The organism is Stenotrophomonas sp. YJH_SMC_130, from assembly GCF_059369035.1.
In genome coordinates this window covers 441,475-457,772 of record NZ_JCAFSH010000002.1, presented here as the reverse complement: position 1 = coordinate 457,772, position 16,298 = coordinate 441,475, and the positions used below count along the sequence as shown (strand labels likewise).

The 16,298-nt window shown below is 67.9% G+C and carries 13 protein-coding genes; 3 read left to right on the top strand and 10 right to left on the bottom strand.

Features of this window, described 5'->3' with window-relative positions; genetic code table 11:
* Positions 1 to 531 precede the first annotated feature (531 nt).
* Complete coding sequence (locus AC5P5V_RS06225) at positions 532 to 1,722, top strand: benzoate/H(+) symporter BenE family transporter (RefSeq protein WP_134968871.1); 1,191 nt, start codon at positions 532 to 534, stop codon at positions 1,720 to 1,722.
* Between the two features lie 6 nt (positions 1,723 to 1,728).
* On the opposite strand, the gene AC5P5V_RS06220 is transcribed toward AC5P5V_RS06225, so the two are convergent.
* From AC5P5V_RS06220 to egtB, 5 genes are all read right to left on the bottom strand, one after another.
* Positions 1,729 to 2,502, bottom strand: a complete 774-nt coding sequence (locus tag AC5P5V_RS06220; protein ID WP_231352410.1) for a DUF2628 domain-containing protein — start codon at positions 2,500 to 2,502, stop codon at positions 1,729 to 1,731.
* A 50-nt stretch (positions 2,503 to 2,552) separates the two neighbouring features.
* Positions 2,553 to 3,419 (bottom strand): D-hexose-6-phosphate mutarotase, encoded by an 867-nt coding sequence (locus tag AC5P5V_RS06215; RefSeq protein WP_134968869.1) that lies wholly within the window; start codon positions 3,417 to 3,419, stop codon positions 2,553 to 2,555.
* A 40-nt stretch (positions 3,420 to 3,459) separates the two neighbouring features.
* Positions 3,460 to 4,728, bottom strand: coding sequence for a lytic murein transglycosylase (locus AC5P5V_RS06210; RefSeq protein ID WP_154351667.1), 1,269 nt, complete (start codon positions 4,726 to 4,728; stop codon positions 3,460 to 3,462).
* Positions 4,729 to 4,811: 83 nt separating this feature from the next.
* Positions 4,812 to 5,786 carry an L-histidine N(alpha)-methyltransferase gene (gene egtD / locus AC5P5V_RS06205; protein WP_134968867.1) on the bottom strand — a complete coding sequence of 325 codons (975 nt, stop codon included), beginning with the start codon at positions 5,784 to 5,786 and terminating at the stop codon, positions 4,812 to 4,814.
* Entirely contained in the window at positions 5,783 to 7,054 is a 1,272-nt protein-coding gene (egtB, locus tag AC5P5V_RS06200) for an ergothioneine biosynthesis protein EgtB (RefSeq protein ID WP_134968866.1), read from the bottom strand. Before egtB ends, egtD begins: the two co-directional genes overlap by 4 nt.
* Positions 7,055 to 7,220: 166 nt before the next feature.
* On the opposite strand from egtB, the gene AC5P5V_RS06195 reads away from it, so the two are divergent.
* Entirely contained in the window at positions 7,221 to 8,501 is a 1,281-nt protein-coding gene (locus AC5P5V_RS06195) for a GGDEF domain-containing protein (protein ID WP_134968865.1), read from the top strand.
* A 3-nt stretch (positions 8,502 to 8,504) separates the two neighbouring features.
* Here AC5P5V_RS06195 and AC5P5V_RS06190 read toward each other — a convergent pair whose 3' ends face one another.
* Positions 8,505 to 8,897, bottom strand: a complete 393-nt coding sequence (locus AC5P5V_RS06190; protein WP_134968864.1) for a YchJ family metal-binding protein — start codon at positions 8,895 to 8,897, stop codon at positions 8,505 to 8,507.
* A 102-nt stretch (positions 8,898 to 8,999) separates the two neighbouring features.
* Here AC5P5V_RS06190 and AC5P5V_RS06185 point away from each other — a divergent pair, with 102 nt between their 5' ends.
* Positions 9,000 to 9,779 carry a sulfite exporter TauE/SafE family protein gene (locus tag AC5P5V_RS06185; protein ID WP_061480655.1) on the top strand — a complete coding sequence of 260 codons (780 nt, stop codon included), beginning with the start codon at positions 9,000 to 9,002 and terminating at the stop codon, positions 9,777 to 9,779.
* Between the two features lie 105 nt (positions 9,780 to 9,884).
* On the opposite strand, the gene AC5P5V_RS06180 is transcribed toward AC5P5V_RS06185, so the two are convergent.
* From AC5P5V_RS06180 to folE, 4 genes are all read right to left on the bottom strand, one after another.
* Positions 9,885 to 13,265 (bottom strand): ATP-binding protein, encoded by a 3,381-nt coding sequence (locus AC5P5V_RS06180; RefSeq protein ID WP_053496750.1) that lies wholly within the window; start codon positions 13,263 to 13,265, stop codon positions 9,885 to 9,887.
* A gap of 16 nt (positions 13,266 to 13,281) precedes the next feature.
* Complete coding sequence (locus tag AC5P5V_RS06175; RefSeq protein ID WP_005421303.1) at positions 13,282 to 13,983, bottom strand: DUF4194 domain-containing protein; 702 nt, start codon at positions 13,981 to 13,983, stop codon at positions 13,282 to 13,284.
* Positions 13,970 to 15,439, bottom strand: coding sequence for a DUF3375 domain-containing protein (locus AC5P5V_RS06170; protein ID WP_134968863.1), 1,470 nt, complete (start codon positions 15,437 to 15,439; stop codon positions 13,970 to 13,972). Before AC5P5V_RS06170 ends, AC5P5V_RS06175 begins: the two co-directional genes overlap by 14 nt.
* Before the next feature lie 112 nt (positions 15,440 to 15,551).
* Positions 15,552 to 16,163: a GTP cyclohydrolase I FolE gene (gene folE, locus AC5P5V_RS06165; protein ID WP_004141296.1), complete on the bottom strand. Its 612-nt coding sequence runs from the start codon at positions 16,161 to 16,163 to the stop codon at positions 15,552 to 15,554.
* Positions 16,164 to 16,298 lie beyond the last annotated feature (135 nt).

The window sequence follows — 16,298 nt, the reverse complement described above, 5'->3', positions numbered from 1 at the left end:
GGACAATCATCCTTCCTGCAGGCGCCTTCACAAGATACCTGCGCATACTTTCAAAGATCCGGGGAAGTGGCCTCAGCGCCGTTCCCGTGTGCTGCGAAGTTTCCTTCGTAGCGAGCCGCCCATTATAGCCGGCTTTTCCGCTTCGTCAACACCTCTTTTCAAGGCCGTCTCACCGGAGCGGACGTTGTTGCCGATGCTGCTTCGTCGTTGGACCCGAGGGTCTTTCGTCGTTGCGAGCCGCCTATTATGCCGGACTTTTCGAGTCCGTCAACACCTTCGTTCGATCAACGCGTTCGTCGGTGGTGGCGTCGCTGTTCGCGTGTCGTTTCCGGGGAAGCGATGCGCTGCAGCAAGGGGGCGAATTCTAGAGATCCTGCAGATTTCGTCAAGGCTTTTTTTGCACGGTGATGACAGAAGCATCGCGACATCACGCATGACGTACGCTCGAAGATCGCGGCGGCGTTGCCCGCGCGTTGCGCGGTCAACGCCGCAACCCCTATCAATGCAAGGATGCACAGTGGAGACAGAGCAATGAGCATGCAGGTGCGGCGCGCGTGGTGGCGCGATCTTTCGATGCCGGCCATCGTCGCTGGCTTCATTACGGTGCTGGTCGGCTTCGCCAGCTCAGCCGTGATCGTGTTCCAGGCCGCCCAGGCTGTCGGCGCCGACCAGGCACAGATCGCCTCATGGATGTGGGCACTGGGACTGGGCATGGGTGTCACCTGCATCGGGCTGTCGCTGCGCTATCGCGTGCCGGTGGTGACCGCATGGTCGACACCGGGCGCGGCGATGCTGGTGGTCGGTGCAGGTGGCGCCTCGCTCGCCGAGGCCACCGGTGCATTCCTGCTCGCCGCAGTGCTTGGCATGCTGGCAGGCTTCTCCGGGGTGTTCGCACGATTGATGCAGCGGGTGCCGATGGCGCTGGCCGCCGGCATGCTGGCCGGCGTGCTGCTGCGCTTCGGTCTGGACGTGTTCGTGGCCATGAATTCCCAGCTGGTACTGGCACTGGCAATGTTCGCCACCTGGCTGGCGGGACGCCGCCTGTTCCCGCGCTATGCGGTGATCGCCACACTGCTGGTCGGCATCGCGGTCGCAGCCAGCCGTGGCCTGCTGCACGCACAGCAGGTGCAGCTGCAACTGGCGATACCGCAATGGGTGACCCCGTCCCTGTCCTGGACTGCGGTAGCCGGCATCGCCCTGCCCCTGTTCGTGGTCACCATGGCCTCGCAGAACATTCCCGGCGTGGCGGTGATGCGGGCATCCGGCTACGACGCCCCGGTGTCGCCGCTGATCGGCTGGATCGGTGTGGTCAATACACTACTGGCGCCGTTCGGTGCCTACGCGCTGAACCTGGCGGCAATCACCGCCGCGATCTGCATGGGCCGTGATGCACATGAGGAACCGGCACGACGCTATCCCGCCGCCATGGCGGCAGGTGCCTTCTACATCATCATCGGACTGTTCGGCGCCACGGTGGCCGCACTGTTCGCGGCCTTCCCCAGCGAGCTGGTGGCCTGCGTGGCCGGTATCGCCCTGTTCGGCACCATCGCCAACAGCCTGGCCAGTGCGCTGGCGGTAGAGCGGGACCGCGAGGCGGCACTGGTCACCTTCCTGGTCACCGCCTCGGGCGTCTCCCTGGCCGGCATCGGCTCGGCGTTCTGGGGGCTGGTGGCCGGTGCGCTGTGCCTGCTGGTGCTGCGGCCCCATCATCAGGGCCGCTGACCTGCCCTACCCCGCCAGTGCGGCGCCGACGGTGCTCAACACCACCGAGATGACGATGGCGGCCAGTGTGGCGGCTACGCTGGTGCCGCCGCGTGCGGTCAGCTCGCTGCGCAGCCGTGCGTCATCGCCGCCGCTGACGGCACGGGCCTGGGCGATCAGGCGCTGGCAGTGTGCCAGGTACCAGGTGTTGCCAAAGGTGCCGGTGGTGACGCTGAGCGCGATGGTGATGACCAGCGACACGCCTTCGGGCACATCCAGCAAGGTCTCCACCACGCTGATCAGCAGCAGCAGACCGACCCACATTGCCGCCAGGCGGTACATTTTGCGGTACATCATCCAGATCGGGCCAAGCAGGAAGGCCGGCCAGTGCCAGGTGCCACTGCCCGTGGGAATGCCCTGATCCAGCCGCCAGCGCTGGCGATAGATCGGGAAGTTGCCGCCGACCACGCTGGCGTACAAGGCCCTCTCGCCCTCCAGCCCCGCAGCCGCAGCCCTGTCCGGTACAGCGACCGGCGCACGATAGGGATCGGACGGATCGCCGATATTCGGCGCAATGCCCTCAACTGCAGGGGCTGCGTCGATATCCGGGGCCGGAGCCACCGCGGTGGGAATGGAAGCCTGCTCCAGTTCGGCCAACGGCCGCCATGAGGGCATGCCTTCGCACCAGAGCAGGGTGCGCGCCGTAACCGTCCCTTGCCGCTGCAGCTGGCGAAGACCGGCCAGATCCACCGGCCCACTGCTCTGCCTGCCATTGGCGTACCACCATTGTGCTTCCTGCATGTTTTCCGTCCCTGCTACCTGCCTCAACAAACTGGAACCGCTGCCAGCGCCTACAGCGCGGTACTGCCCAGGGTCTGCACCAGTTGATGGCGCGTACCCGCCGCAAGCGTAATCTGCTCTGGCCCGGCGTTGGCCACTTCCAGGCAGACGTAATCGCGCCAGCCCTCGCCGACATCGGCCATCTTCGCCGCTGCCTCCATGCCCGGGTTCCAGGCCACCAGGGTCTGGCTGCCTTCGCTGCGGATCTCGATCCGCCGCTGCAGGACGGGATCGCGAAGCACGTAGTGGCCGCCGGCACCGGTATAGATGCGGTCGCTGCGCCCCGGATCGCGCGGGTCACACAGCGACCAGGGCCCCTGCTGCTGGCGCAGCTGCGCGCCGTCCTCGTACTTGTCCAGGTACTGCAGGCCGTCGAGGCCATCGACCTCGACACGAGTGGCATCGCCGACCCGGAAGTAGCTGTGCAGTGCCTGGGTGAAGGTCACCGGCGAGGTTCCGGTGTTCTCGGTGACGAGCTGCTGGCGCAGCTGGCGGCCGATGCGCAGCTGCATCTGCAGGCGCAGGCCGGGATCGGCGCAGGGCGCAGGTGCCAACTGCAGCTCGACCTCACCGTCATCGCTCTGCCTGGCATGCAGAAGCTCCCAGCGCGCCGTACGTACCAGGCCGTGCGCCGGTACATCGGCACTCTGGCCCTGGCGGCCGAACCACGGCCAGCACACCGGGACGCCACCGCGGATGGGCGTGGGCAGCTCGGCGCGCGTGGGCGAAAGCCAGAACAGATCGGGCTGCCCATCGGGAATGAACGACAGCAGCTGGCCACCAAACACACTCACGACCGCTGTGGCATTGGCGGTTCGCACCTGCCAGGCCTCCAGGCCGTGATACAGGCCGGTGCTGATGTCCGGATTCGACTGCATGCGATGACGCTCCTTGAAGACCGCGGCGATGATGTCGCGGTCAACGTGCCGCCGGCAAGGCATTCTGCCCAGCGGGTGCGATGGCGGCCGCCTCTTCCTGCAGCGTGCGCAGGATGCGCTGGCCTGCGCGGCCGTCCACCTCGCTCCAGCCCAGGCGCTGCTGCTCGGCCTGGATCGCGCGACGCGTGGCGGTACCGATCATGCCGTCGGCGGCACCGATGTCGTGGCCGCGGGCCAGCAGCAGGGTCTGCAGCTGGCGACGCTCATCGCGGCCCAGGCCTGGATCGTCGGTCGGCCAGGCGGTAGCCAGCCCGTTGCCGCCGCGCAGCTGGTCGGCAAGCGTCGCGATCGCCAGCGCATAGCTTTCGGCAGCGTTGTAGCTGTAGATCGCGTCGTAGTTGCGGAACACCAGCAACGCCGGGCCCTTGTTGCCGGCCGGCAGCAGCAGGGCGGCGCGCGCATCCGCCGGCAGGTTGGCCGGAGCCAACGCGCTGCCATCCAGCGCGGTCACGCCCTGCGCGCGCCAATCGGCCAGGGCACGACGCTGGGTGCGGCCGGCCTGGCTGGCGTTGAAGCCGGCGGGCACATGCACCTCCATGCCCCATGGTTCGCCACTGCGCCAACCGGCACGCTTGAGGTAGTTGGCGGTGGAGGCCAGTGCATCGGGAATGCTGCCGACCAGATCGCGGCGGCCATCGCCATCACCGTCCACGGCGATGCGTGCATAGGTGCTGGGCATGAACTGGGTGTGCCCGAAGGCACCGGCCCAGGAGCCGGTGAGCCCCTGTGCCTGCAGGTCGCCGCGGTCGATCAGCTTGAGCAGCGCCAGCAGCTCACCGCGGAAGAAAGGTTGGCGGCGGCCGGCGCACGACAGCGTGACCAATGACTGCAGCAGCGGGCGCTTGCCGAACACGCGGCCGTAGTCGCTCTCCACGCCCCAGACCGCGACGATGGTGGCCGGATCGACGCCATACTGGGCCGACACGCGATCGAGCAGGTCGCGGTGCTGCTGCAGCAGGGCGCGGCCATCAGCCACGCGCTGGCGATCGACCAGCGCGGCCAGGTAGTCCCAGATCGGCGTGGTGAACTCGGGCTGTGCATCGAGCAGGCCGAGCACGCTGGGGTCCGGGGTGAGCCCGGCGGTGATCTCGTTGAAGCGGTCAGCGCCGATGCCCTGGGTCGCGGCGGTGGCCTGCAGGCCCGCCAAGCAGCGGCTGAACGCCGGATCGGTGCTGGCGGCGGAAGCCGCAGGCAGCGCCGGGGTCGACGCAAGGGCGGCCGCCAGGCCGAGCGTGGTCAGAACAGGCATGGCGTCCTCCGTGTTGCCGTTGCACGGCCATCTTAGGGGCAGCGGTGCCGCCGAACCTGAAGGGGCACCGGCTGGCCACCACCTCAGGCGCGGCGCAGCAGGCGCAGGCCATAGACGGGGCTTTCGGCATCCCATCGCTGCGCCACCTGCAGGCCCGCCTGCCGCAACAGCGCGTCGAAGCTGTCCTCGGTGTACTTGTGGCTGTACTCGACGCGAATGGGTTCACCGGCGGCGAAGTGGAAAATGCGGCCATCCAGGTGGACGTCCTGTGCCCGCTGGCTGACCAGATCGGTCTCGATGCGCAACCGCGCGGTGCTGTAGCGTGCACGATGACGGAAGCCATCGAGATCGAAGTCGCTGCCGATCTCGCGGTTCAGGCGGGCCAGCAGGTTGAGGGTGAATGCGGCGGTGACGCCCTGCGCATCGTTGTAGGCCGCCTCGATCAACGCCGGGTCCTTGTGCAGGTCGATGCCGACCAGGGCCAGGCCATCATGCCCCATGGTCTGGCGCATCGCGTGCAGCAGCGCGACCGCGTCCTCGCCTTCAAAGTTGCCCAGCGTGGAACCCGGGAAGAACAGCAGCCGTCGCGCGGGTTCGCGTTCGGGCATGGGTACGGCGACGGGACGGGTAAAGTCGGCACAGACCGGCAGCATCTCCACCTCGGGCAGCGCCGGGGCCAGATGGTCGATGCTGGACAGCAGCGCGGCACGTGAGATTTCAATCGGCGTGTAGGCCACCGGGTCGTGCAGGGCGGCCAGCAGCAACGCGGTCTTGCGGCCACTGCCGCTGCCCAGTTCCACCACGTGCAGGTGCGGCCCGACGCTTCGGGCGATGTCCGGCAGTACCCGTGAAAGCAGGGCCAGCTCGGTGCGCGTGGGGTAGTACTCGGGCGTATGCGTGATCTGCTCGAACAGGCGCGAGCCGCGTGCATCGTAGAAGTACTTGGACGGCAGCTGGCGGGGCGTGCGCAACAGCCCGGCCACCACGTCGGCAAGGATCTGCTGGCGGCCGGGAGTGAGATCGGTCAGCGCCTGCAGCGCGTCCTGCACCGTACTCATGCGAAATCCCTGGCCAGGCGCAGCCCGGAGAACTGCCAACGCGCCGGGGGCATGAAGAAGTTGCGGTAGCTGGCACGCACGTGGCCACGCGGCGTGGCGCAGCTGCCACCGCGCAGCACCCATTGCCCGCACATGAACTTGCCGTTGTATTCACCGAGGTTGCCGGCGAAAGGGCGAAAGCCCGGATAGGCGCCATACGCGCTGTGGGTCCATTCCCATACATCGCCGAACAGCTGCCGCAGCCCACTGCCCTGCCCCGCCCGAGGGTGCAGCTGATCGTCGTCGGCAAAATGGCCACGCAGGGGCTGCGACGCAGCGGCGGCTTCCCACTCGAACTCGCTGGGCAGGCGCGCACCAGCCCAGCGCGCGCAGGCATCGGCCTCGTAATAGCTGAGGTGGCAGACCGGCGCATGCGGGTCCAGCTCTCGCCAACCGCCGAGGGTGTACTCGCGCTGCAGGGCATCGTCCCAGTACAGCGGGTGCTGCCAGCCCTCGGTTTCGCGCAACGCCCAGCCTTCGCTGAGCCACCAGCGCGGCTCGCGGTAGCCGCCAGCCTCGATGAAGGCGAGGTACTCGCCATTGCTGACGGGACGCTCTGCCAGTGCGTGTGCGGGGAGCAGCACGCGATGCGCCGGCGATTCGTTGTCGTAGGCAAAGGCGGCGTGCTGCGGCCAGGCAGCGGCGCCAATGGTGACGATGCGTTCGGGTGATTCGGTCCAGCCCTGCGCACTGGCAGCGCTGGTGGCAGGCTGCAGGTCCTCGCGGTAGGCCGGCTGCAACGGATTGCACCAGAACGCATGCTTGATGTCGGTCAACAGCAGTTCCTGGTGCTGCTGTTCGTGCTGCAGGCCCAACTGCAGGTGGTGCAGCGCCTGCGCGTCGAGGTCACCCGCCGCCAGTCGCGATTGCACCTGTGCATCGACCTGCTGGCGGTAGTCGCGCACCTGCTGCAGCGAGGGCCGCGACAACAGGCCGCGTTGCGGCCGCGCGTGCGCTGGACCGATGCTTTTGTAGTAGCTGTTGAAAAGATAGTCCCAGGCTGGATCACGCGCAGGCGCACTGGCGAATCCCGCCAGCACGAAGCGTTCGAAGAACCAGGTGGTATGGGCCAGGTGCCACTTGCTGGGACTGGCGTCGGCCATGCTCTGCAGCATGGCGTCCTCTGCACTGAGCGGTGCGGCCAACTGCAGGCTGCGGGCACGCACATGTGCGAAGTGGTGGGCGAGGTCGTGCTGCGGGGCAGCGACGGCGGTGGGTACGCTGTCCATGCCTACAGCATCGGCGCAGTGCGGTGAGTGCGACGTCATGGCGGCACACTGCCCCATTCACATGGTTGCGGGCATACCTTTTCAAAAAGCGCGTGTTCAAGAAGCGGGTGAGGACGCCGCTAACGGCAGTGTTGCGGCCGCATCGTCACCGCACTGGACTTCCTGCGTGCCCCTGCATCCACTCCGCCAGCCTGCGCATTACCTGTTCGTGCTGCCCGCCGTGCTGGTCGTCCTGGTGCTGTGGATGGCACTGGGCACCGAGGATGTGGCCAGCCCGGCCCAACGCATCCTGCCCTGGCTGCTGGCCTGCCTCGGCGCGGGCCTGGCCCTGCTCTACCACCAGATACGCACGTTGTGCCTGCTGCTGGTCGTGGCGGTGGTGTTCGCCCTGCTGCACCGGGACGTCGGGGGCTACCTGCGCAGCGGCCATGTCGGCGCCTTGACTCCGTTGCGCTTCCACGCAATCTCGGCCTGGGTGCCGCTGCTGTTTGCCGGGCTGGCACTGTGGCCGGAACGCGGACGCCGACGCCAGGACCTGCTGCTGCGCAGCGTGGTCTGCGGCGCGGCCCTGGTGATCTTCCTGCTGCTTGCGGCACAACAGCCGCAGGGCATGCACGATCTGCTGTCGAGCCGTCACTGGGCCTGGATTCCCGCCGACTGGAACGCGCTGGCGCAGCTGCCGGCGCTGCTGTTCCTGCTGGCGACCGCAGCGCTGGGCTGGCAGGCGTGGCGGCATCCGCGGCCACTGCACACGGCGATGCTGCTGGCCCTGCTATGCCTGTGGTGGATGCTGCCGCGGATCTTCCTGCAGCCGGTACTGCTGCCGGCGCTGAGCAGCGCCGCCCTGCTGCTGATGCTGGGCGCGATGCTGCAGGAATCCTTCCACATGGCCTTCCGCGATGAGCTGACCGGCCTGCCCGGGCGACGGGCGTTCAACGAGACCCTGCAGCGGGCGCGCGGCACCTACAGCATCGCGATGGTGGACGTGGACCACTTCAAGTCGTTCAACGACACCCACGGCCACGATACCGGCGACGACGTGCTGCGCCTGGTGGGGTCGCGGCTGGCGCGTGTCGGCGACGGTGGCCGAGCGTTCCGCTATGGCGGCGAGGAATTCGCAGTGGTGTTCCTCGACCGCCCAGCGGCGGCCTGCATTGAGGCCGTCGAAGCACTGCGGCAGAGCATCGAGGACACCCGCATGCAGCTGCGCGACCGCAGCACCCGCAGCCGTGACGACGAAGCCGGCCGTCAGCAGCGCGGACGCGGCGGCACCGGCCAGGTGGTGCAGGTGACGGTGAGTATCGGGCTGGCCGACAGCCGCGTGGATCCGCGACCGACGGCAGTGGTCAAGGCCGCCGACCAGGCGCTGTACATGGCCAAGGACGGAGGTCGCAACCAGGTCCGCGCGCACGGCGGCCAGCGCCTGCTGGCTGCATCCAGTGCGTAGGGCTCAGACCGCGTCGAGGTAATACCAGCGGCCGTCGATGCGCCGGAATCGGCTGTGCTCGGTCATTCTCACCGCGCTGCCGCCGCCGATGCGGTAGCGCGCGGTGAAGCGCACTTCAGCACTGTCTGCGCCGGTGACCGTGTGGTCGTGCACGGTCAGGCCCAGCCAATGGGTGCGCTGGCCTGGCGCGTCGTCCAGCGACAGCTCGGCCGGACGTGTGTCCGGGTGCCAGGTGTGGCGCAGGTAGCCGGCCAGGCCCCTCACATAGGCGCTGTAGCGCGAACGCATCAGGCGCTCGGCATCGGGCGCGGCCCCGCCGGCATGGAAACGGCCACAGCAGGCGGGATAATCGGCGGGAAGGCCACAGGGGCAGGGATCGGCGGATTTTCGGCTCATGCCGGCATTGTCGCCGGGTTGCAGGAATTGATGCACGCGCGGCGGCAGTCGCCCGGATCAGGACAGGCGTATGCTGTCGCGCCCCCACATTGATTGATCGCCGTGCTGGAACTGGTTCCCCCTGAGTTGTGGTGGCTGGTGGTGATCGCCTTCATCGCCGGTCTTGTGGATGCTGCCGTGGGCGGCGGCGGCCTGGTACAGCTGCCCGGCCTGTTCACGGTGCTGCCACAGCAGACACCGGCGATGCTGTTTGGTACCAACAAGTTCAGTTCGATGTTCGGTACCGGTGCGGCTGCCTGGCGCTATGCGCGCAATGTGCGCTTCCCGTGGAAGCCGGTGCTGTTCGCGGCCGGCACCGCTTTCATCTTTTCCTTTGCCGGGGCCACGGCGGTCAGCCTGTTGCCGAAGGATGCTGTACGGCCGCTGGTGCTGGTGCTGCTGGTCGCGATGCTGGCCTACACGCTGTGGAAGAAGGACTTCGGTGCGTTGCACCGGCCGCAGGAGATCGGCCGCCGCGAACTGGTGATCGCGCTGGCGATCGGTGCGGCGATCGGCTTCTACGACGGCTTCTTCGGGCCAGGCACCGGCAGTTTCCTGATCTTCCTGTTCGTGCGCTTCTTCGGGCTGGATTTCCTGCGCGCGTCAGCGGCGTCGAAGGTCGTGAACCTGGCGACCAACGTGGCAGCGATCTCGTTCTTCGTGCCGACCGGCAACATCCTGTGGCTGTTCGCGCTGCCAATGGCCGCAGCCAACATCATCGGTTCGGTGGTGGGCACGCGCCTGGCGCTGAAGGGCGGCACGCCGTTCATCCGCAAGCTGTTCGTGGGGCTGGTGGTGGTGCTGATCGCGCGGATGGCGTGGGATACGTTCCGCGGTTCGTGAGGGACGTTATGAAATGGTAGGTGCCAACCTTGGTTGGCACGCCGTTTCCGGTCGCGAAGAGCAGCCGAGCATGGCTCGGCTCTACAGGTGGATTGCCCGAGGCGCTCAGGCCTCGGCTTCTTCCGGTTCGTTGGCCTGCTGGCGGCTGCGCTCGGGCAGCTTCAGGCGCTTGCCCTCTTCGTCGTACTCGATCAGCAGCACGCCGGAGTCGTGGCGGCCGCTGATTTCGACGAAGCAGGCGCCACCGATGAACGGCTCCAGCGTCATCACCGACTTCAGCGGGGTGGCGACCACCATCTGGAAGCCGAAGTTGTCGAAGATGTTCATCGCCAGCGCGGTGAACTCGTTGTCGGCCTTGTCGAAGGCCTCGTCGAGCACGACCGCCGCGTAGCTGGGCAGCTGGCTGTCAGCGCCGCCAAGCTGGTAGCGCAGCGCGGCCGCCAGGCAGGTGGTGGCCAGCTTCTGGCGCTGGCCACCGGACTTGCCGGCGCCGCTGCGGTAGATCTCGACCTGCTGGCGCGTTTCCGCATCCAGCTCGACGCCGATGAACTCCACGTGCATGCGCACGTCCAGCACCAGCTCGCGCCAGCGCTTGTCCTCGCCTTCCTGCGAGCCGAGGCGGTTGACCAGCTGGCGCAGCACAGTGAACTGCGATTCGGCCAGCTCGCGCTGCTCGGTCTGCTGCTGCGACAGCACCTCGCGCAGCTGCAGGTGGAACTCAGCGACCTCCGGCAGGCGGCGGTCGCTCAGTTCGATGGTCAGCAGCGTGCCACGGTTGAACGGCACCTGCTCCAGGCTGGCGTTCACCTCGTCCAGGCGCTGGCCGATCGACTTGCGGGCCTCTGCGCTGTGGCGCTGCAGGGCCAGCAGGTTGTTCTTGCTCTGGTTCTGCAGCAGGTCGAAGAAGCGCTCTTCGTGCTGTGGCAGGCCGTCGCGTTCCAGCCGTTCGAGGCGTGCGAGGAAGTCCTCGGCCGAGGCCACCGACACGGTGAAGTCGCCCGACTCCTCCGGCCACTGCTGGATGAAGCGACGGAAGCAGCCGATCAGCTGGTTCTCGATGCGGTTGAGGTCCTGCTGCGAGGACGACAACTGCTCGTTCAGCGCGTTGCTGACCTGGCGCATGTGCGCTTCGAGCGTTTCCAGGCTGAGCGGACCCTGTTCCTGCAGGCGCTCGGCGAGGCCGGCTTCCTGCTCCTGGGCCAGGCTCGGCAGCACCAGTGCACGGCTCTGCTGGCGTGCGCGGTCCAGGCGATCACGTTCCTTGACCAGCTGGCCGCGCTCGACGCGGACGTCTTCATAGGTGCGGCGGGACTGCTCGATGTCGGCGCGCACGGCGTCGATCTGCTTGGCCAGCTTGGCGAGATCGGCGTTGCCTTCGCGCAGGTCGCGCAGGGTGGCTTCGATATCGCTCAGGCGCTGCTGCGGAGCGGCGATGTCGATCTCGTTCCAGCTGATGCTGACCAGCTCGTGGCAGGCCAGGCGGCGTTCGTTGTCGCGGTCACGCTGCCCGCGCAGGCGCGCGATGTCGGTCTCGCAGCTGGCGATGCGCTTGGCCAGCTCCTGTGCTTCGCGCTCGAAGGCGCCCACCTTGTCGTGGTTGTTGAAGCCGAGGATCCAGCGACGGCGGTCGCCCACCGCACTGCGGTCGTCCTTCTCGAAACGGTCGCCGGGATGCTTGACCTGGCCTTCGCGGGTGATGCCGCGGTCGACGTTACGCAGCTGCTTGGCATCCACGCATTCGTAGTCGAAGCGCTTGCCCAGCTCGCGGCGCAGCCAGCTTTCGAACACATGCTCGCGCAGTTCAAGCTTGTGCAGCAGCGACTTCGCCGACGGCTCACGGGCGAATGCATCATCGTTGCGGCGCACGCGGTAGTAGGTGAAGCGCATGCCAAGATGGGTACGGTTCACCCATTCGGCGACGTCGTTGTAATGCTTGTCATCGACCAGCAGCGACAGCGCGAAACCACCCAGCACGCGCTCGATGGCACCCTGCCAGCCCTGCTCTTCCGAGCGGACCTGGATCAGTTCGCCGACGAAGGGCAGTGCCGCCTCGGCGATGCCGGTTTCCTCGGCCAGGCGCGCGCGCAGCTTCTGCATCGGCGCCGGGATGTTGGAGGGCGTGCGCTGCATCGCTTCGAGTTCGGCACGGACCTCGCCGAAGCGGCGCTCGTCATCGCGCTTGCCGCCCAGGCGGTCACTGATCGCGTCGTCCAGTGCCGAGGAGGCACGCTGGCGGTCCTGCAGCTCGTTCTGTGCGCGCTCGACCAGTTCGGCGAAGCCATGGGCGTCGTCCGGCAGTTCGGCCCCCAGTTGCTGCGCCGCCTGGCGTGCCTGCTCGCGCTTGGCCTGGCGGCGGTCACGCTCAGCTTCGGCACGGCCCTGCTCGCGTTCCAGTTCCTCGATGCGCTCACCGCCCTGCTGGCGGCGCTGCAGCTCCAGCTCGGCCAGGCGCTCGGTGTGATTGTCCAGTGCGGCACGGCGCTGGGCTTCTTCGCCGAGCAGGCCGCGGTCACGCACGTCCATCTCGCGCAGGCGCGCTTCGATCAGCGCCTGGCGCCGGCTTTCGCGGAAGCTGTCGACACCCAGCTTCAGTGCTTCGTCGTCGCCACGACGGCGGTGCATTTCCTTCAGGTCGTTGTAGTAGGCGCGCGCCGGCAACAGGGTTTCCACCTGGCGGCGGGCAGTGACCACCGCCTGGTGCGCGCCATCAAGCTCGGCGAAATCGCTGACCAGGCGCTCGGCGGCGTCGAAGGTCTTCGGCGTGTCGAGCATGAAGTCGCGCAGGAAGACGTTGAGGTCGCCCAGGTTCTTCGCCGACTGCGTCTTGTGCAGCAGGCGCAGCGCCATCTCGTTGTCGATGCCGAGCAGGTCGCGGAAGCGCTCGGCGTAGCCGGAGAAGGTGTCGAAGTGGTGCAGGTCGGGCAGCTTCTGCTTCAGCTTGCGCAGGTCCAGGTCGAAGCCGCCAAGATCCTTGGCGATGTCGAACGGACGCTCGGCGATCATGTAGTGCTTGCGCACGTCACCGGCCGAGGTTCCGTTGCCGGAGATCCACAGCAGGCGCACCAGGCTGACCACGCGGCCATCGCCGGCGCGGTATTCCAGCACCAGCGCGGTCCAGGTCGCGCCCTTGCGCAGGTACTGGGTGGCGATTTCGCCGGTGCCGCTGTCCTGCTGGTCGGCCCACGCGCCGCGCACGTAGGACACCAGGTTGCGGTCGCGGCCACTGCGCTCGGCTTCACGCGCAGCGGCGTTGAAGTCGACGATGGCCGGTGGCGTCAGCAGCGCGGACATGGCATCGAGCAGGGTCGACTTGCCCGAGCCGGAGCGGCCGACGAACAGGAAGCCGCGCTCGGCGATCGGTACTTCGGTCAGGCCGTTGAAGGTGCCCCAGTTATGCACCTGCAGGCGGCGCATGCGGAACTGCTGCAGGCGCGGGTCCGGCAGGCCTTCGTTGAACAGGGCGGGAGTGTGCTTGGAGATAGCCATGCGATGGTCGGGTCTCTCAGGCCTCGGCGGCCGGGGTTTCACGCAGCTGGCGGTAGACCGCCGAAAGCTGGGACACGTCTTCGGCGGAGAACAGCAGCTTCAGCGCCGGCGAGACTTCGTGGCGGTCTTCCTGGCCGCTGAGGCGGGTCAGGATGTGGTTGTCCTTCATCTTCTGCACCGCCGATGCGACGCGACGGTTGAAGCCGGCGCGGTCGGTGGACAGGTTCTTTTCGTAGATGGCCAGCGCTTCGGCCATCTCGGCGTCGGCGACCACTGCGCGGTTGCCGCGCGCATCGGCCTCGGCCAGCTGCTGGCGCAGGTACAGCAGCAGCACCGAGTCGATGAAGGTCAGCGGCGAGGTGCGCAGCAGCACCGGCGCATCAACGTCTTCGGTATCGGCCTGGCGGGTGAACGCCACGCCGCTGTCGCGGTCGAGCACCAGTTCCAGGAACAGGTCCGCCAGCGACGAGCGGATGGCCGCCTCGCTGCGGATCAGCGCCGGCCACAGCTTGGCGTGGCGCAGCTGGTCGATGCTGGGGCCGATCAGCAGCTGGCACAGCGCACGGCGCGCATCCAGCGGCAGGCGCCCGGTATCGCCGAGGTAGTACACGTCGTTGCCACGGCGGGGCTGCGCCACGGCCGCCACCGGCTCGGCCTCGTAGGCGTCTTCCGCCACGTCGGCCTGCGGTGCGTCGATGGGATCTTCATGCCAGCTCATGGCGTCTCTCCTGGGTGAACCAAACCAGCGGGATGCGGGCGCGACGGATCTGGCCGTCGCCACCACGCCATTGCGCAAGCTCCTGCTCGCCGACGACCACGTTGCCGAAGCGCGTGCCCAGCGACAGGTAGCCGATGACGCTGCCAAGACCCTGCGGCGCTTCGCGCTGCGACAGGGCCTGGGCGATGCTGAGACGCGGCTGTGCATCGAGCAGGTCGTGCAGGTCGCGGCGCAGGGTGCGGAAGTCGATTTCGGACGAAGCGACCAGATCGCCAACGCTTTCCAGGCTGATCGCGGCTGCGTCGTTGTATTCGACGTTGCCATCGACCTGGGCGCTGCGCGGATCGTGCAGTTTCCATTGCGACCACGAGCGCAGGCGGCTGGTGGTCAGCTGCAGGTCGCGGCCGATGCCGCGTTGTGCGGGGAACTCGTCGCGCAGAGCGAGCGCTTCGGACTGCGCCTGCTTGAGCAGCTGGTTGAGGCGACGCTGTTCCAGGTAGCCACGGCTCTGCACGAAGCCGCGCAGGCTGCGCGCGAAGTTCTGCAGCACATCGTGCACCTGGCCACCGCGCTCGAGCATGGTGCTGGTGAAACCGCGCAGGAAGTTGCGTTCGTTGCGGTCCAGGCGGCGGGCGAAGCCACGCGCCAGCACCGCTTCCAGCGCGGCATCGAGCTGGGCGCTCTGCTCGGCGTCGTTGAGCAGGCGCCAGAAGGCCTGGAAGCTGCGCCCGGCATCACTTTCGCCGATCACGTCCACGCCTTCGAACAGCTGCGACAGCACATCGCCGCGCTCGCCCTCGTCGTCGATGATGCGTTCGCGGAACTCGCGGTTGAGCTGCTCGAAGTCGTCGCGCACGCGGCGGAAGTCCTCGGTCAGCTCATCGGCCAGGCCGATGATCTGGCGCGCACGTTCCAGCGCGCGCTTGCCGTCCAGCGCGATCACACGGCCGGCGCCGACACGGGCAATCTCGGCGTCGATCCGGTCGCGCTCGTCGCGCAGCGCCGACAGGCGGGCGTCCGGATCGGATTCGGTCTGCGCGGCCAGCTGCGAGAGCTGTTCGATGACCAGCGCCAGGCGGCTTTCGGTGGCGGCCACACGGGCCTGCTCGAGGCCGTCGGCGAATCGGATCGCCTGCAGTGCCGCGGTCGACAGCTCGTACTGCTCCTGGTCGGCGCCCTCGGGCAGGCGGCGTTCCAGCCAGCCCTGGGCCAGCCAGTGCGCGATGTAGGCCTGCGCGGTACGCGGCAGCTCGCGCGACAGTTCGTCGCCGTTGAGCTGGTCCAGCGCACGCTGCAGGCGCTCGTTGAGCACCGACGAAGGCAGCGTGCGCTCGCCGTCCATCAGCAGCCCCTGCAGCAGGCCGATGATTTCCGGGGCGTGGTCGGCGGCAAGCAGCTTCCACTGGGGCTGTTCGCGCAGATGGCGGTAACGGGAGATGCGTTCGCGGTGCTTCATGCAGCGAAAGGAGTCATGAGGGCTGGCGGGGACGAGCAGCCGCCCGCGGCGGCCGCGCGGGCAGCCGTGGGCATGCCGGCCCGCAGAGGCCGGCGGAGTGCGGTCAAGCGGCTCAGCGCTTGCCGCCCACTTCGATGAAGCGCAGGAACTCGGCGCGGGTACGCGCGTCGTCGCGGAAGCTGCCCAGCATCTTGGAGGTGACCATGCTGACGCCGCGCTTGTGGATGCCGCGGGTGGTCATGCATTCATGGGCGCCCTCGACGACCACGCCGACGCCGATCGGCTGCAGCACATCCTGGATGCACTGGGCGATCTGCGCGGTCATCTTCTCCTGCACCTGGAAACGGCGGGCGTAGGCTTCGACGACGCGGGCCAGCTTGCTGATGCCCACCACCTTGCCGGCCGGCAGGTAGCCGACATGCACGCGGCCGATGATCGGCGCCATGTGGTGTTCGCAGTGGCTTTCATACTCGATGTCGCGCAGGACGATGAGTTCGTCATAGCCGGCCACTTCCTCGAAGGTGCGCTCCATGTAGGCGCGCGGGTCGTCGCGGTAACCGCTGAACCAGTCGCCATAGGCTTCGGCGACACGGCGGGGGGTATCCAGCAGGCCTTCGCGGGACGGGTCCTCACCGGCCCAGCGCAGCAGGGTGCGCACGGCATCCTCGGCCTGGTCCTGGGTCACGTCGCCCTGCGGGGCGGCCTTTTCGTTGTTCTTGCTCATTGCGTACAGCGTCCCGAACGGGGGGCGAGCATCGTACCCGACCGGGGGGTGGGTCGTCCTGTGGGGACGGTTCATCGGGGGGTCTGGCGGCGCCTGCCTGTTACGGGTCTGGATGGGGAAGGGCGGCAGGGCAGG

Excerpts from the sequence above, each read along its gene's own strand:
- AC5P5V_RS06225 (WP_134968871.1), top strand. The coding sequence starts at position 532 with ATGAGCATGCAGGTGCGGCGCGCGTGGTGGCGCGATCTTTCGATGCCG.
- AC5P5V_RS06220 (WP_231352410.1), bottom strand. The coding sequence starts at position 2,502 with ATGCAGGAAGCACAATGGTGGTACGCCAATGGCAGGCAGAGCAGTGGG.
- AC5P5V_RS06215 (WP_134968869.1), bottom strand. The coding sequence starts at position 3,419 with ATGCAGTCGAATCCGGACATCAGCACCGGCCTGTATCACGGCCTGGAG.
- AC5P5V_RS06210 (WP_154351667.1), bottom strand. The coding sequence starts at position 4,728 with ATGCCTGTTCTGACCACGCTCGGCCTGGCGGCCGCCCTTGCGTCGACC.
- egtD (WP_134968867.1), bottom strand. The coding sequence starts at position 5,786 with ATGAGTACGGTGCAGGACGCGCTGCAGGCGCTGACCGATCTCACTCCC.
- egtB (WP_134968866.1), bottom strand. The coding sequence starts at position 7,054 with ATGGACAGCGTACCCACCGCCGTCGCTGCCCCGCAGCACGACCTCGCC.
- AC5P5V_RS06190 (WP_134968864.1), bottom strand. The coding sequence starts at position 8,897 with ATGAGCCGAAAATCCGCCGATCCCTGCCCCTGTGGCCTTCCCGCCGAT.
- AC5P5V_RS06180 (WP_053496750.1), bottom strand. The coding sequence starts at position 13,265 with ATGGCTATCTCCAAGCACACTCCCGCCCTGTTCAACGAAGGCCTGCCG.
- AC5P5V_RS06175 (WP_005421303.1), bottom strand. The coding sequence starts at position 13,983 with ATGAGCTGGCATGAAGATCCCATCGACGCACCGCAGGCCGACGTGGCG.
- AC5P5V_RS06170 (WP_134968863.1), bottom strand. The coding sequence starts at position 15,439 with ATGAAGCACCGCGAACGCATCTCCCGTTACCGCCATCTGCGCGAACAG.
- folE (WP_004141296.1), bottom strand. The coding sequence starts at position 16,163 with ATGAGCAAGAACAACGAAAAGGCCGCCCCGCAGGGCGACGTGACCCAG.